At 65.0% G+C, this 14,101-nt stretch carries 13 protein-coding genes; 4 read left to right on the forward strand and 9 right to left on the reverse strand.

The genetic code is table 11. From position 1 onward, the window contains the following. Positions 1-10 precede the first annotated feature (10 nt). From ureE to ureG, 3 genes are read left to right on the forward strand one after another with little or no spacing between them, the layout of a single operon-like run. The gene (ureE, locus tag F0Q04_RS07635) at positions 11-565 is read left to right on the forward strand and encodes an urease accessory protein UreE (RefSeq protein WP_182345573.1); all 555 of its coding nucleotides are present in this window, start codon (positions 11-13) and stop codon (positions 563-565) included. Next, positions 562-1,269, forward strand: coding sequence for an urease accessory protein UreF (locus F0Q04_RS07640; RefSeq protein ID WP_182345099.1), 708 nt, complete (start codon positions 562-564; stop codon positions 1,267-1,269). Before ureE ends, F0Q04_RS07640 begins: the two co-directional genes overlap by 4 nt. Beyond that, positions 1,266-1,925, forward strand: a complete 660-nt coding sequence (ureG, locus tag F0Q04_RS07645) for an urease accessory protein UreG (RefSeq protein ID WP_116924697.1) — start codon at positions 1,266-1,268, stop codon at positions 1,923-1,925. The genes F0Q04_RS07640 and ureG overlap by 4 nt, the downstream gene beginning before the upstream one ends. 18 nt (positions 1,926-1,943) lie before the next feature. Here ureG and F0Q04_RS07650 read toward each other — a convergent pair whose 3' ends face one another. The 7 genes from F0Q04_RS07650 to rpoH form a co-directional block, all read right to left on the reverse strand. Further along, positions 1,944-2,447 carry a gamma-glutamylcyclotransferase family protein gene (locus F0Q04_RS07650; RefSeq protein WP_182345100.1) on the reverse strand — a complete coding sequence of 168 codons (504 nt, stop codon included), beginning with the start codon at positions 2,445-2,447 and terminating at the stop codon, positions 1,944-1,946. Positions 2,448-2,469: 22 nt separating this feature from the next. Further along, positions 2,470-3,393 (reverse strand): DUF6999 family protein, encoded by a 924-nt coding sequence (locus F0Q04_RS07655; protein ID WP_182345101.1) that lies wholly within the window; start codon positions 3,391-3,393, stop codon positions 2,470-2,472. Continuing rightward, positions 3,390-5,333 (reverse strand): iron-containing redox enzyme family protein, encoded by a 1,944-nt coding sequence (locus F0Q04_RS07660; protein ID WP_182345102.1) that lies wholly within the window; start codon positions 5,331-5,333, stop codon positions 3,390-3,392. The genes F0Q04_RS07655 and F0Q04_RS07660 overlap by 4 nt, the downstream gene beginning before the upstream one ends. Before the next feature lie 6 nt (positions 5,334-5,339). Next, a complete protein-coding gene (locus F0Q04_RS07665; protein WP_182345574.1) occupies positions 5,340-6,203 on the reverse strand; it encodes a fatty acid desaturase in 864 nt (287 codons plus the stop codon). A gap of 103 nt (positions 6,204-6,306) precedes the next feature. Further along, positions 6,307-7,071: a sterol desaturase family protein gene (locus F0Q04_RS07670; RefSeq protein WP_182345103.1), complete on the reverse strand. Its 765-nt coding sequence runs from the start codon at positions 7,069-7,071 to the stop codon at positions 6,307-6,309. After that, positions 7,068-8,039, reverse strand: coding sequence for a Bug family tripartite tricarboxylate transporter substrate binding protein (locus F0Q04_RS07675; protein ID WP_182345104.1), 972 nt, complete (start codon positions 8,037-8,039; stop codon positions 7,068-7,070). Before F0Q04_RS07675 ends, F0Q04_RS07670 begins: the two co-directional genes overlap by 4 nt. 172 nt (positions 8,040-8,211) lie before the next feature. Beyond that, entirely contained in the window at positions 8,212-9,189 is a 978-nt protein-coding gene (rpoH, locus tag F0Q04_RS07680) for an RNA polymerase sigma factor RpoH (RefSeq protein ID WP_052329887.1), read from the reverse strand. 336 nt (positions 9,190-9,525) lie between these two features. Between rpoH and cutA the strand changes: the two genes are divergently transcribed. Next, a complete protein-coding gene (cutA, locus tag F0Q04_RS07685) occupies positions 9,526-9,888 on the forward strand; it encodes a divalent-cation tolerance protein CutA (RefSeq protein WP_232539545.1) in 363 nt (120 codons plus the stop codon). Between the two features lie 26 nt (positions 9,889-9,914). On the opposite strand, the gene F0Q04_RS07690 is transcribed toward cutA, so the two are convergent. After that, positions 9,915-10,694, reverse strand: a complete 780-nt coding sequence (locus tag F0Q04_RS07690) for a DeoR/GlpR family DNA-binding transcription regulator (protein ID WP_116924703.1) — start codon at positions 10,692-10,694, stop codon at positions 9,915-9,917. A 147-nt stretch (positions 10,695-10,841) separates the two neighbouring features. Continuing rightward, positions 10,842-14,012 (reverse strand): metallophosphoesterase family protein, encoded by a 3,171-nt coding sequence (locus tag F0Q04_RS07695; RefSeq protein ID WP_182345105.1) that lies wholly within the window; start codon positions 14,010-14,012, stop codon positions 10,842-10,844. Positions 14,013-14,101: the final 89 nt, after the last annotated feature.

A 14,101-nucleotide genomic window follows, 5' to 3' on the forward strand; every position in this document is an offset into this window, starting at 1 on the left:
GGACGGGGCGATGCTGCAAGTCTCCAAATGCCTGCCCGCTGGCCAGGGCCTGGCACCGGCCCTGCGCAAGCGCGCGAGCTTTGTCGAGCTGGACTGGGATGTGCGCCAGAAATCGCGCTTTTCGGCCACCGACAGCAGCGGCCGTGCGCTGGCGATTTTTCTGCCACGCGGTCAGGCCGTGCGCGGAGGCGATGTGCTGGTGGCCGAGGACGGCTCGGTGATTCTCGTGCAAGCCGCGCCGCAAAAAGTGCTGCATATCAGCGCTTGCGCGCAGCATGGCTCGGCTTTTGACCTGATGCGCGCCGCCTACCACCTGGGCAACCGCCATGTGCCCATCGAGCTGCAGCCCGACCACCTCAAGATCGAACCCGACCATGTGCTGGCCGACATGCTGCGCAGCATGCATATGACCGTGGTCGAGGCGGAACTGCCTTTTGAGCCGGAAGGCGGCGCCTATGGCGGGCATGTCACCAACGATGGCCACAGCCACCATGGGCATGGCCATGGGCACAGCCATGACCATGGGCATGGCCATGCCCATCCGCATCCGCACCACCTCGGATGAGCACGCCGCTCCTCACCCTCTCACCCGCCAGCTTTTTGCAGCTGATGTGGCTGGCTTCGCCGGCTTTGCCGATCGGCGGCTTCTCCTATTCGGAGGGGCTGGAGGCGGGCGTGAATGCCGCGCTGGTGGGCAACGAGGCGCAGGCGGCCGACTGGATTGCCGAGCAGCTGCAGCTCAGCCAGGCCCGGGGCGATATGGCGGTGCTGGCCCAGGCCATGCAGGCCTGGCACAGCGATGAGCGTGGGCGCCTGGTGGCACTCAACGCCTGGGTGCTGCAGACGCGCGAGAGCAGCGAGCTGCGCCTGCAGACCGAGCAGATGGGCCGCTCGCTGGTGGCCTGGTTGCAGAACCGCTATGCCGATGATGGCGAGGCGCTGGCCCGGGTGGCCTGGCTGGCTGGCCAGGATGCAAGCTACCCGCTGGCCTTTGCGCTGGCCGCGCACCTGGCAGGCGCAGGCGCGCGCGATGCGCTGCTCGCCTATGCCTTTGGCTGGGCCGAGAACATGGTGCAGGCAGCGATCAAATCCGTGCCGCTGGGCCAGAGCGCCGGCCAGCGCATTCTGGCGCGGCTGGCAGAGGCGATACCGGCGGCGGCCGAGCATGCGCTGGTGCTGGGCGATGACCAGCGCCAGGCTTTTTCCCCGATGCTGGCCATTCTTTCGGCCCGGCATGAACACCAATACTCACGGCTTTTTCGATCATGAGCACTGCACTGCACCACATCCCCCACCGCAGCAAAAAGCTGCCTCCGCTGCGCGTTGGTATCGGCGGGCCCGTGGGCTCGGGCAAGACCACCATCTTGGAGATGCTGTGCAAGGCCATGCGCGACAAATGGGACCTGATCGCCATCACCAACGACATCTACACCAAGGAAGACCAGCGCCTGCTGACCGTCAGCGGCGCGCTGCCAGCCGAGCGCATCATGGGGGTGGAGACGGGCGGCTGCCCGCACACGGCGATCCGCGAAGATGCCTCCATCAACCTCGAAGCCATCGACCGCATGCTGGGCCAGTTTCCCGATGCCGATATCGTGTTTATCGAATCGGGCGGCGACAACCTGGCTGCGACCTTCAGCCCCGAGCTGTCGGACCTGACCATCTATGTGATCGATGTGGCGGCCGGCGAAAAGATTCCGCGCAAGGGCGGCCCGGGCATCACCAAGAGCGATCTGTTTGTGATCAACAAGACCGATCTGGCCCCCTATGTCGGTGCCAACCTGGAGGTGATGCGCAGCGACACCGAACGCATGCGCAGCACGCCCAAAGGCACCAAGCCCTTTGTGATGACCAACCTGAAGACACTGGACGGCCTCGATGAGGTGGTGGCCTTTATCGAAAAGCAGGGCCTGCTGCTGGGCTGAGTTGCCGTACCGAGGGCATCAGCGCTGGGGCGTATTGAGGCTAAAAGCCGTATCGGGGTGCTCGCGGCCCTGCTGCGTAATCCAGGCCAGCCAGTCCTGCGCCGTGATCTGCGTGCGGCCTTGCAAGGCCGGGGGCAGGGCCTCGTAGACCAGCACCTCCAGCGGATGTTGGCCGCCGCTGGTCAGCGCGACGTCCAGCGTCAGCACGCGCTTGGTGTATTCACCCACATCCTGCGGCCAGATGCCTTCGATGCGGTCCATGGCCTGCTCCAGTGCATCGTTCAAGGGGTAGACCTCGGCGAGCACCAGGCTGCTGCCCTGCAACTGCAGGCCCGGGTACCAGCCCAGGTCATACAGCGTACCCGTCAGCAAGCTGCGGCCCAGCAGGGCGATGCCAGGCTGCAGCCGGGCAATGTCGTTCACGCCCCCGGCGCGCAAGGTGCCATAGACGGCGACATGGCCCGCGCCACAAGGGCGCCAGGGCGGGTCGGTGATAGGGTGTTCTGGGGGGGGAGTCTGCATCGAACGCTCGGGTGGAGATGGATCAGCCGGCCTGCGCAGGCCGGCCCGCCGCTTGCCGGGTCTTGGCAATTTCGCGGCTGGGTAGCGGGGTCTCGCCGGTGGCCATGCGCATCAGCAGGCAGTGCAGCATCTCGGTGGACAGGCCATGGAGCACCAGGCGGTGGCCAGCGCGCAAGGTGGACAGGGGTACCAGCGGGTGCTTGTTGTTGAGCATCACCAGGTGCTCGGGCGAGGACAGGATCTTGGCCGCATAGATGGCGACGGTCTCATCGAGCTGCAGCGAATTGCTGGCGCGCCAGAAATCGTTGTCGGTCAGCAGCAGCTGGTAGACCGGCGTGTAGATCTCGATGGCGCTTTGCAGATCGAGAATGTTGAGCCGGCCATGGGGCATCGCGGCCAGCTGCAGCGGTGGGTCGCAGAGCATGCCAAAGTCGGGCTCGGCCACCGGGCCCATGTGCTGGCCGTGGCTGCGCAGCGTGGTGTTGAGCCGGATGACAAAGTTGAACAGGTTCAGGTCGTGCTTCAGGAACAGCTCGTCCTTGATGTCATCGATCTCCATCGGGGCCAGCGGCTTGGTGGGCACGGGCGTGGGCGCATTGGCGCCGATAAAGCTCAGGATCTGCGAGCCCAGGTGGAAGTGGCGCATGATGAGCCAGTTCGCCTCGGGCGAGACAAAGCGGTTCATGCTGAAGGCCAGGGTGCGGTGCAGCAGCTTGGAATGCGCCCAGCGCTTGGGCAGCAGCACCTTGAGCACCTGGATCAGAATGATGCTGATGCGCGCAATCGGCCGGATGAAGGGCAACAGAAACTGGCGCGAGCGGCTGCTCGAATCCTTGAGCCAGGCGGCCTTGACATGGTCGGGCAGCGGCGTGCTGTCGTCCAGGTAGAGCGCGAGCCAGGGGTTGGGGTCGCGCTCGTCGTGGGGGATGTCCCGAAAATCGGTCATCGTGCGCGCTCCGAGGCCGTGGCTTCCAGAATGTGCCGGAACTGCATCAGGTAGAGCGCAGAGGTATGGCGTGCGGTCGCGGCAATCGCTGCTGCGGCGGTGCCGGTCTCGTCCAGCGCCATCACCATCTGCACCGCCAGCAGCCAGCGCTCCAGGTGGTCTTCGTCATTGGCGCCGTGGTACTCCAGAAAGCGGAAGCACTCTGGGCCCAGCGCCAGGTGCTGGCGCAACAGCGGCAGCAGGCTGGGAACGATGCGCTGGCCCGTACCTTCAATGATGTAGATGGCGCCCAGGAGGCCAATCGGGTTGGGAGTGGCTGCCAGGCTGTGCAGGTAGCTGTTGAGCGCCTCGCCGCCGGGGTTGCGGCGCAGCTGCTGGATGTCGGTTTCGGTGCCCCCGGCATTCAAGTAGTCCTGGTGCAGGATCTTGAAGTCGTTCTGCTCCTCGCTGGCATGCACGCCCATCAGCGCAGCCAGCTCGGCATAGGCCCCTGTGAGCGAGGTGGCACCTTCGCGCATCCACAGGCTGCCTTCGCGCACCTGCGGCACCCATTGGCTCATCCAGCGCACATAGTCGGCCTGCTGGATCTGGCCGCTGTGGATGCGGTGCACCAGCGGCGTGCGCCAGACCTGGGAGCGGTAGTCATGCCAGATGCTGGCCAGCTCGGTCAGCAAGGGCGCCAGGCCCGCTGGGGCTGCGGCCGGATCATGGGGCGGGGCGATCAGCGCGCTTTCTGCAGCGGCTGCGGCCTGGGGCGCGCGTTGGGCCGGGGTGCTGGCGCTGGTGGCAGACGTGCCAGCAGGCGTGCTGCGCTCCACCTCCAGCAGCATATAGCCAGCGGTAAAGCGGCCGGACTCGGGCACAAAGCACAGCATGGTGTCGCCGGGTTTCAAGCGCTCATGCTGGGTCTGCAGGTATTCGGCGATCATCACAAAAATCGAGGCCGCGCCGGTATTGCCGCGCCAGGCCAGGTTGCTCCACCAGCGCTCCCGCGGGATCGACAGCTGCGCCTTGTTCAGCAGCTCATCGACGACGGGAATGAATTTCTCGGACGAGTAGTGGCACAGAAAATGGTCAATGCCGCGCTCGGGCAGCCAGCCCTGGTGGGCGATGCGGGCGTACTCGTGGATGCAGACATCGAAGAGGTGGGGCAGCAGGCGGATGTCCTGGCGCAGGGACAGCGCGCCTGCGGCCTCGGCCTCGGCCCAGGAGGGGAAATCGAGGTGGCTGCGCTGGCGGTCATGCGTGAGGCCCAGCTGCATGCACACCGGGTAGTCGCCGGCAAAGCTGCGCTGGTGGGTCCAGCGCAGTTTGAGGCGCAGGTCGGGGCGCTGGGGCAACGCGGCGCCCTGGCCCAGCAGCACGGCGCCGGCGCCATCGCTCAGCATCCAGCGCAAAAAGTGCGCATCGAAATCGGTGTTGTAGTCCTGGCCCGCGTAGCGCGAGCGCTTGAAAAGGCGCGAGGGCATCTCGCTGGCCACCGCCAGCGCATGGGCATGCGTGCCGTGCTCCACCGCCAGCGCCGCGCTTTGCAGCGCACCCACGCTGGCCGCGCAGACGCCCTGCACGCTGAGCAGCTCCATCGGCGGGGCGGCCATCTCGCCCTGGATCATGCTGGCAAAGCCGGGCATCAGCGCGTCGCCGCCAGAGGACCCGCTGGCCAGAAAGCCAATGTCGGCCAGCGGCCGCGCGGCCTGCGCCAGGGCCGCTTCGATGGCGCCCTTGGCCATTTGCGCATTGCTGTAGCGGGTGCTGCCATCGGGCGCAATCGCGTAGTGGCGCTGCTGGATGCCGTTTTCCGCCAGGATGCGGCGCTTGATGCGTTCGGACAGGCGGTTGAGTGGTGCGACATAGGCATCCATGCCGTCGTTGGCAATGGGGGCGCCGGGCATGAAGTGACCGGCGGATTCGATATAGACCTGCGAATAAGCGACTGGCATAGATGACTACTTTTTCTCCATAGGCGGCATCAGCGACCGGCTGCGGGCCGATCGGCAAACCATCCCTCCAACAAAGACCCGTGCCATATAGGGCAACAGGCCTGCCTCATTGAGCGCCGGGTGGACCCGGTGTCGGTATTCTTCAGCATGCAAACGGGTCAACGCGGACCAGTGGGCATGCGGGCATTCATGGTGGGCGGTGTGCAGGCCAATATTAAAGAGCAGCGGGTTGACCCAGCCTTCAAAATTGCGCGCGTAGTTCAGCATGCCACCGTCGGTATCGTTTTTGGACTTTGGGGACTTGCGGCCATCGGCATGTGCATGCTGCAGGTAGTTGGTGGCCAGCAGCCAGTGCAGGCCATGGAGCTGGGGCAGGATGACAAAGACCAGCGCCTTTTTCCAATCCAGCGCCAGCAGCCCCGCCCAGCTGCCCAGCCACAGTGCGTACTGGCCCATGCAGTAGCGAAAGGCGCCGGGCTGGCGCCGGCGCAGCCCCGCCAGCCAGCGGATGAACAGCGGGTACAGCACCCAGGCCGCCTGCAGCGGGTGGAGCAGGTAGCCCCATAGGTGGTTGCTGTCACCGCCAAAGCGGTAGGTGCGGGCGATGTCCTGCTCGCCATGCTTGTAGCGGTGGTGGTTGGCCACATGGGCGGGCCAGAACACAAAGGTAGGGTGGCCCTGCAGCAACGTCAGCGCATAGTCGGTGGCGCGGTTGGCCCAGCGGCTGTGCGGCCCCGTCCACATGCGCAGGTGCGTGTGGTTGTGGTGGATGACGCCGATGCCCAAGGTCAAAAATAGCTGGACCAGATAGAGCCACCAGACCAGGCCATGCTGCCACTGCCAGGTGGCGATCAGCGGCAGGGCCAGCATGTAGAGCAGCGATTGCCAGTCACGCCAGTGGCGCAGCCGGGGCAGTGTGCGGGAGGCGGTGGCGGGCAGGGGCGGGCTGTCGTCGCGGGTCATGCCAACCGGGTCAAGCAGCGGGGCGGCCTGGGGCCGGGCGTGGAGGGCGCGGGGGCAGCGGGTCTGCTTCGCTGCGCATCAGGCGGTCCATAAAGGCCAGTGCAAAGCCATAGTTGCCGGCGGGCCGGGCATGGTGCAGGTGGTGGCGGCGGCTGGCAGCCAGCGGGTGGCGGGGCCCTACGCGCGGGAAGAAGTCGTAATTGGCATGGCCTACGGCGTTCAGGAAGATGCTGAACACCGGCACCGAGGCCAGCGACCAGAAGGCAAAGTCATGCAGCACCATCGGCAGCAGGATCACATTGCCCAACATCATCGCCTCGATGGGGTGAAAGCTGTAGGTCGACCAAGGCGTGACGACGACCGAGCGGTGGTGGTCGCCATGGAAGCGCTTGAACCAGCGCGTGTGCAGCAGGCGGTGGTTGATCCAGAAATGCACATCGTTCCAGATCAGCAGCACCCAGATCTCGATGGCGATTTGCCAGCCGCTGGGCGCCACTGCAAAATGCGCCCAGCCCAACTGCACGAAGCCCCAGGGCACGACCATGCCCAGGCCAAACACCAGGATCGAATGGAAAGACTGGCGCCACTCGCGCCGCAACTGGTCGGGCTTGAGCGGCCGGGTATCGAGCACCTGGCCGATGCCGCGTCGTTGTAGAAAGCCGGTGAGCGCCGTCATGCCCAGGCCACCCGCCACATACAGGACACTGAAAAATGCCAGGCCCCAAGCCATCACCTGCCAGGCGCTGAGGTCGGAGAAGACTTGGGCGGCCGTCATTGCGCGCGGATGTTCTGCTCTTTGATGATGGCGCCCAGCGCCTTCACATCGGCATCAATGCGGTTTTTCAGGCCTTCGGGCGAGCTGCCCACCGCCTGCCAGCCCTGCAGGGCGAGCTTTTGGCGCATCTCGGGGCTGCGCACGATCTCGCCCACGGCCGCAGCGAGCTTGTCGACATGGGCCTTGGGCATGGCCTTGGGGGCGGCCACGGCGTTCCAGATTTCCATGTCGTAGTTGGCAATACCCAGCTCCTTGAGGCTGGGCAGGCCGGGAGCCAGCGGGCTGCGGGCGGCCGAGCTCACGCCAATGCCGCGCAGCTTGCCGGCCTGGATCTGGTTCATCGCCAGTGCTGGTGGCAGCATCGAGAGCTGCAGATCGCCGCCCTGGATGCCGTTAAATACCTGCGGGTAGCCGGGGTAGGGGATGTGCTCGGGCTTGATCTTGGCACGGCTCTTGAGCAGCTCCATGCCCAGGTGGCCGATGGTGCCCACGCCAGGTGAGCCATAGCTCCAGCTGCTGCCCGCCTGGCTGGCGGCCTCGAAAAAGGCCTTGCCCTCCGGGGCCTTGGCCGGGGCGACCAGCACCAGCGGGGCCACGCCAATCAGGCCGACAGGCTGCAGATCGGTCAGCGGGTCGTAGCGGATCGCGGGGTTGAGCAGCTTGGCAATCGTCATATTGCCGTTGATCATCACGCTGAAGGTGTAGCCGTCGGTGGCGCGCGCCACGTATTCGGCGGCGATGTTGCCGCCAGCCCCGACCTTGTTCTCGACGATGATCGGTTGGCCCAGGGCCTTTTCCAGCGGCTCGGCCAGCGCGCGGGCGGTCAGGTCAGGCGAGGATCCTGCCGGGAAGCCCACGATCAGGTGCAGGGGTTTACTCGGCCAGTTGTCCGCAGCCAGGGCGCCGGTGCTGGCGAGGGTGGCCAAAGTGGCTGCCACCAGGCAGCGGCGGGACAGGGAAAAATGCATAAAAGCTCCAGATTCGCATGGCTGCCCGCATGGGTGGAGGTTTATCCGTCTGTACGTCCGCCGGGCTCATACGGGCCATAAAAAAAGCGCACAGGCCGGAGGCATGTGCGCTTTGATTATCGCCAATTGCGATATGGATGTGTGCTGCGATAGCAGATCGTTGCAATACGGCTTAAGCGTATTCGGCCAAGGCCTTGCGCATCTTCTTCATCGCTGCCGATTCGATCTGGCGAATCCGCTCGGCGCTGACGCCGTAGACAGCGGCCAGGTCGTGCAAGGTCATGCCGCCCGAGCCATCGTCGTTCACCTTGAGCCAGCGCTCTTCCACAATGTGGCGGCTGCGCTCGTCCAGGGTGGCCAAGGCTTCCTGAATGCCATCGGTGGCCAGGTAGTCGCGCTGGCGCGACTCGATCATCGCGGTGGGCTCATGCGAGGCGTCTGCCAGATAAGCGATCGGGCCATAGGCCTGCTCGCCGTCATCGGAGGGGCTCGGATCGAGCAGCACATCGCCGCCCGACAAGCGGGTTTCCATCTCGATCACGTCTTCGCGCTTGACATTCAGGTGCGCGGCCATCGCGTCGATTTCGCTCTCGGAGAGCGTCTCGCGCTGCATCGCGCCGTCTTCCATGCCCGCTTCGGCCTTGAAGCCCTGCTTCATCGAGCGCAGGTTGAAGAACAGCTTGCGCTGGCTCTTGGTGGTGGCCACCTTGACCATGCGCCAGTTCTTCAGAATGTATTCGTGGATCTCGGCCTTGATCCAGTGCATGGCGTAGCTGACCAGACGTACGCCCTGGTCCGGGTCAAAGCGCTTGACGGCCTTCATCAGACCGACGTTGCCTTCCTGGATCAGATCGCCGTGCGGCAAGCCGTAGCCCATGTACTGGCGGGCAATGGATACCACCAGGCGCAGGTGCGAGAGCACCAGGCGGCCGGCGGCCTCTACATCACCGTTTTCCTTGAGTTTCTTTGCATAGCCCAGCTCTTCCTCGGGGGTGAGCATGGGGATGCGGTTGACCGCAGTGATGTACGCGTCCAGATTGCCCAGGGGTGGCACCAACGACCATGGGTTTGCAGGAGCCAATGCGGTAGAAATGGTGGCGGCTCCAGAATGAGTTGTCACGCTAGAAGTCCTTTCGTCTATGCGATACATAGTAACACCGGTAGGAGTCCCTTGATGCTGTGGGAGTTCCCATGCTGCAGTGCGGTAATCTCGGGTTTAAGTTCTGACTAAGAATGGCGAGGATTGGCGTAGATAAAGAATAGCTTGCTCCTGATTTTGATGCTATTCACATTTCTTTATCGCGGCCATAGCGGCTGGCGGGGCGCTGTCTGACACCCGTTTCCGCTTTCAGGGCAGTTGGAGTGGGCAGTCTGTGGATAAGTTCCCTACTGGCGGCTAAAAATCTGGATATATTCTCAGTGGTTGGGGTGCTGTCAAGCAGCCTTCCAAATGCAGCGTGTTTGATAAAAATCATGGAGTTGAATAATGCATCCCTTGGCCATGAACCCCGGCCCGGCCGGCCACTACCTGGTGGCATGGGCCAGCACGACGGTGGACAGTGAAACGGCGGCCCAGGCGCTGGCCCAGGCGGGCGTGAAGGCCCGCCTGGCGGCCTGCGCCCAGGTCGAGAAAATCCATTCGCACTACTGGTGGGACGGTCAGTTGCAGCAGACCGATGAATGGCGCATTACCTGGAAGACCACGCCCCCCAGCCTGCTGGCCTTGCAGCGTTTGCTGCTGCCGCTGCACCCCTATGCGCTGCCGCAGTGGCTCTGGGGTGAGAGCGCGGCCAGCCCCGCCTATGCGGCCTGGGTCGCGGCGGAAGTGGGCTCTGCGCTGCAGGTGTGAAGGGCTACGGCGTCTGGTCAGCCTTATCAGACGGGCAGCACAGCCACGCCCTGGGCGCCGAGCGCTGCCAAGGCCTCGGTGTTGGCGGGGTGGGCATTGGTGATCAGCGTCTGCTGGGTGGGTGGGCAGGCGACGGCGTAGCGGCTGCGCAGTCCTATCTTGCTGTAGTCGGCCAGCACCAGCATGGACGAAGACTGCTCGGCCATGGCGCTGGCCAGGCTCGCTTCATGCTCGTTGCCAAAGGTCACGCCATCGTGCGCGCTGATGCCCACCGGCGAGAGCAGCGTGACATCGGCGCGGTAGCGGCGGATCTCATTGAGGGTGACCTCGCCATAGGTGCAGGGGATCTCGGGGTTGGTATCGCCGCCCAGCAGCACCACGCGCATGCGGTTCGCCGTGCCAGCGGGCGCCTGGGTGCCAGCGAGCTTGAGGGCCACGGTGATGGAGTTGGTGACCACGACCAGGCGGCTGATCAGGCTGAGCTCTTCGGCCAGGATGGCCGTGGTGGTGCCGGCATCGATAAACACCATCTGGCCCGGTTGCAGACGCTTGACCGCCGCCTTGGCGATCGCGCGCTTCTCGGCCACGCGCAGCGCCTGGCGTTGCACAAAAGGGGGCTCGTCTTGCGTGACGCGGGCGACGCCGCCATGCACGCGCCGCACCAGGCCCATGGATTCGAGCGCCAGCAAATCCTGGCGCACCGTTTCGCGGGAGACCTGCATGTCCTGGATGAGTCTTTCGGTGCTGAGCCGGTCGATCGAGGCGAGCAGCGACTGGATGCGGACAAAGCGGTCTTCTTGCAGCATGGATGCGTTTCCTTCAAGGGCAGTCCGGCAGCGCGGCCTGCGCTATTTTGCAGTAGCGGCCTGGACGGCCGTGTGTAATCAAAAAGGCCCCCTGCATGACCCATGCCCAAGGGCAGAAGGTGGTGCAGAGGGCCCGGAGGCTGCCAATCAGCGTTGACGACGTGCGAGCGCAGCGCCTGCCATCAGCAGCATCGACACCAGCAGCAGGGCCAGCGGCTGGTTGGTGGGCACGGGCGTTGCCGCTTGCGATGGCGGCACCACCACATCGGCAGGCACGGCGACCAGCATCGGATCGACGATGGCGCCGTTGACCAGGCCGTCTTCGTCGAGCGGGCCGCCGTCGGTCACGGTATAGCGGACCACGCCGCCGGCCATGCTGGCGCCGGCGATCTCGCTGACCTGGCGCTTGCCGTCTGCTGCGGTATGCACCTTCATCACGCGGCTGTTGGCGGGCAGGTCGGCGGGCACCTCCAAGCGGACCTGGGCGCTGAAGCCTTCATGGGCGCAGCCCGACAGCGTGAAGGACAGCAGACCGGTGGCGGCTTTCAGGCCGGCGGGCAGCAGGTCGGCAGGCACTGCGCTGACGCTGGCGTTGGACTGGTCGCAGCGGGTGGCGGCCTGGATGTTCAGGGCCATCGCGGGCAGGTTGCCGCCGGGCGTGGGCAGCTGGGTGTCGATGAGGTCCTGCACCGGTGGCTCGGGCTCAGGCGCAGGGTGGCCCAGCTCGAAGGAGCCGGTGGCGCTCCAGTCGGACCAGTTGAGGTGCGTATCGCGCACGCGCACCCGCCAGTACCAGCGCTCATCCTGGCCCAGCTGCAGCACCTGCGGGGCCTGGCCCTGGAAGGGGTCCCAGGCCGAGCCCTTGCTGCCATCGGCCTTGGCCAGCTGCGCATAGCACTGGCGGCCGCCCTGGCGCTCAGCGCCGCTGTCACCGTCTTCATCCCACTTGTAGCCGCAGCTCCAGCGGTCACGCAGGCTGTTGCCGCCGGCAATGATGGCGCTGGTGAGCTTGCCGCGCTCCGTGCCCGCATCCACATTCGGGTAGACGCGCTGGGGGTTGGCCAGCAGGTAGCCCAGCGGCAAGGTCGCAATATCGGCATCCTTTTGCGTGTTGACGCGCACACCATTCAGGTAGGTCCAGTTCTCGCTGCGGGTGTCGTTGCCCCAGACGTCGTAGACCGGTTGGCCGGCGGCAAACTGCGGGTCCTTGGAGACCTGCCATTGCGCCTCATAGAGCGCCGGGCCTGCGCCTGTGCGGTAGGCGAGCTTCAGGCTGGCCGGGTCGACCTGGCCGAGCTTGGCCTGGACCAGCTCCGGCTGGAAGGACCAGGCCTGGCTGGTGATCGCGATGCTGTCGTCGGGCGTGCTGCTGGTGGTGGACGCACCCAGGTCGTAGCGCTTCCAGGTCAAAGCCGGGGTGGCGCTGCCAAAGCTGGCTTCCAAGGTGCCGTAGCCAAAGCTGAGCTTGGTGTTGGCGATGACGTCCAGGTCGCTGTCATCGCTTTGCTTGGCGCCTTCGAGCGCGCCGCTGCCCGAAGCCACATTCAGCCAGAGGTGGCGGCTGTTCATCGAATTGCCGCGCTCGTAGAAGTGCACATGGCCGTTCAAGTTGGCGGTGATGGCGCCGGTCGTGCGGCCATAGTCTTCCATCTGGGCGATGAAATCGCAGGTGGCCATCACCTCGCCTTGGCGCCATTTTTCGCTCAGGCAAGGGTGGTGGTTGAGCAGCACCATATAGGGCTTCTTGTCCACACGGGTCTGGGCCATCAGGCCGGTAAACCAGTTCAGGTGCTCTTGCATGTAGTCGGCGCGAAAGAGCCCGCGGCCGTTGTCGTAGCCGGTCCAGCCGCCGGTGTTGTGCATGGCCGAGGCGGGGTTGAAATCGCTGCCGACAATGCGCATGCCCAGGTAGTCCAGCTGGTACCAGTGCAGCGGGTGCTTTTGAGAGCCATTGGCGGGCATGCGGTTGAAGTACTTGCGGTAGGTCTTGGCCCAGCTTTTCTCGCTGCCGGCGCTGGCCTGCTCGCCGCCAAAGTACTCGTGGTTGCCGGGCGAGGGGATCAGCGGCACATAGGCCGTGATGGCGGCGAGCGGGCCGAAGAACTGGTCTTTCCAGTTGCTGCGCGTACCGCCCGATCCGACCAGGTCGCCGGGCACCATGAAGCCGGCCAGGCTCTGCGCGCACTGGGCAGCAGAGCCCGCGCAGTCGTTGTTGATCACGCCCAGGGTGATGTTCTTGAGGCGGTTGGCCAGGCCATCCTGGGTGTCCGAGACCACGGCGAACTTGGCGCTCGCAACGCCATCGCCCTCGCGCGGCCAGGTCTTGAACTGGAAGGGGCCGGCCAGCTTGGGCGCTGCACTGGTGCCGGTGACCACCGCGTACTCATAGAGCGTGTTCGATTGCAGGCCGGCAATATCGGCAAAAAATATGCTGCTGTCAGCAAAGTCACCCACCGGGTTGATGGCGGGCGCCAAGGTGTAAGGCCCGCTGCTGCCGGCCAGGCGCCACCAGATGGTGGGGGCCGGTTCGCTGGTCTCCAGCATCACCGCCATGTGGTCGGGGCCGGGGTTCTGCAAGGTGGGGCCCACGGTCAGCGCGGGCGCGTTGGCAGTGCTGGGCAGCTTGGCGGGGTCAAAGGGCTTGGGTGGTTCGCTGCTGGTTTGCGTCAGCACCACATCATCGAGGCCCCAGTACCAGTTGTTGTCGGTGTTCAGGTAGCTAAAGCGCAGGCTGACTTTTTTGGCGCCGGCCGGGGTACTGAAGGCCAGGCTCTCGGTCTGGTTCAGGCGCGAGGCACTGGTCTCATGCAGCAGGGTCTGCACGGAGCTGTCATCAAACACGGCCTCGACCTTGATGCTCTCCTTCTTGGTCGAGCCCATCTGGAAATGGTTGAGAAAGCCCAACGCGTAGCTGCCGCCGCCCAGCACCGCAATGCTGGGGCTTTCCATCACGGTGTTGAAGAACAGACCGCTGTTGGGCCGCAGGCCATCGGATTCGGCCACCGCGATCTTGCCGCTGGCCTTTGTCAGCTTGGCGCGATCGCCGCCCGAGACCTGCGCGGTCCAGTAGGCGGGCGTGACAAACTTCCAGCCCAGCCAGGGCAGTTTGGCGGCGGTGGAGCGGCCACTGGTGGCCACTGTCTCGGCATTCTCTAGGCGCATTGTCCAGCCAGCTGGCCCGGTCGTGCCCAGGCCGCTGGGTGCATCGGCGCCCGCCGCATTGAAATTCTCGCTAAAGACCACCGTTTGGGCCAGGGCCAGTCCGCTGACTGCCCAGAGCCCGGCGGCACACAGCTGCCGCAAGCTTGCTATTTTCATGAAACCTCCTGCCGTCAAGGCCGATGTGGTGAATGCATGTCGTCACCAGGAAGTGCAAAAAATAACAAGATTGCATGAAACTACAATGA

The sequence above is a fragment of the Comamonas koreensis genome (genome assembly GCF_014076495.1).
GTDB classification, from domain to species: domain Bacteria; phylum Pseudomonadota; class Gammaproteobacteria; order Burkholderiales; family Burkholderiaceae_C; genus Comamonas; species Comamonas squillarum.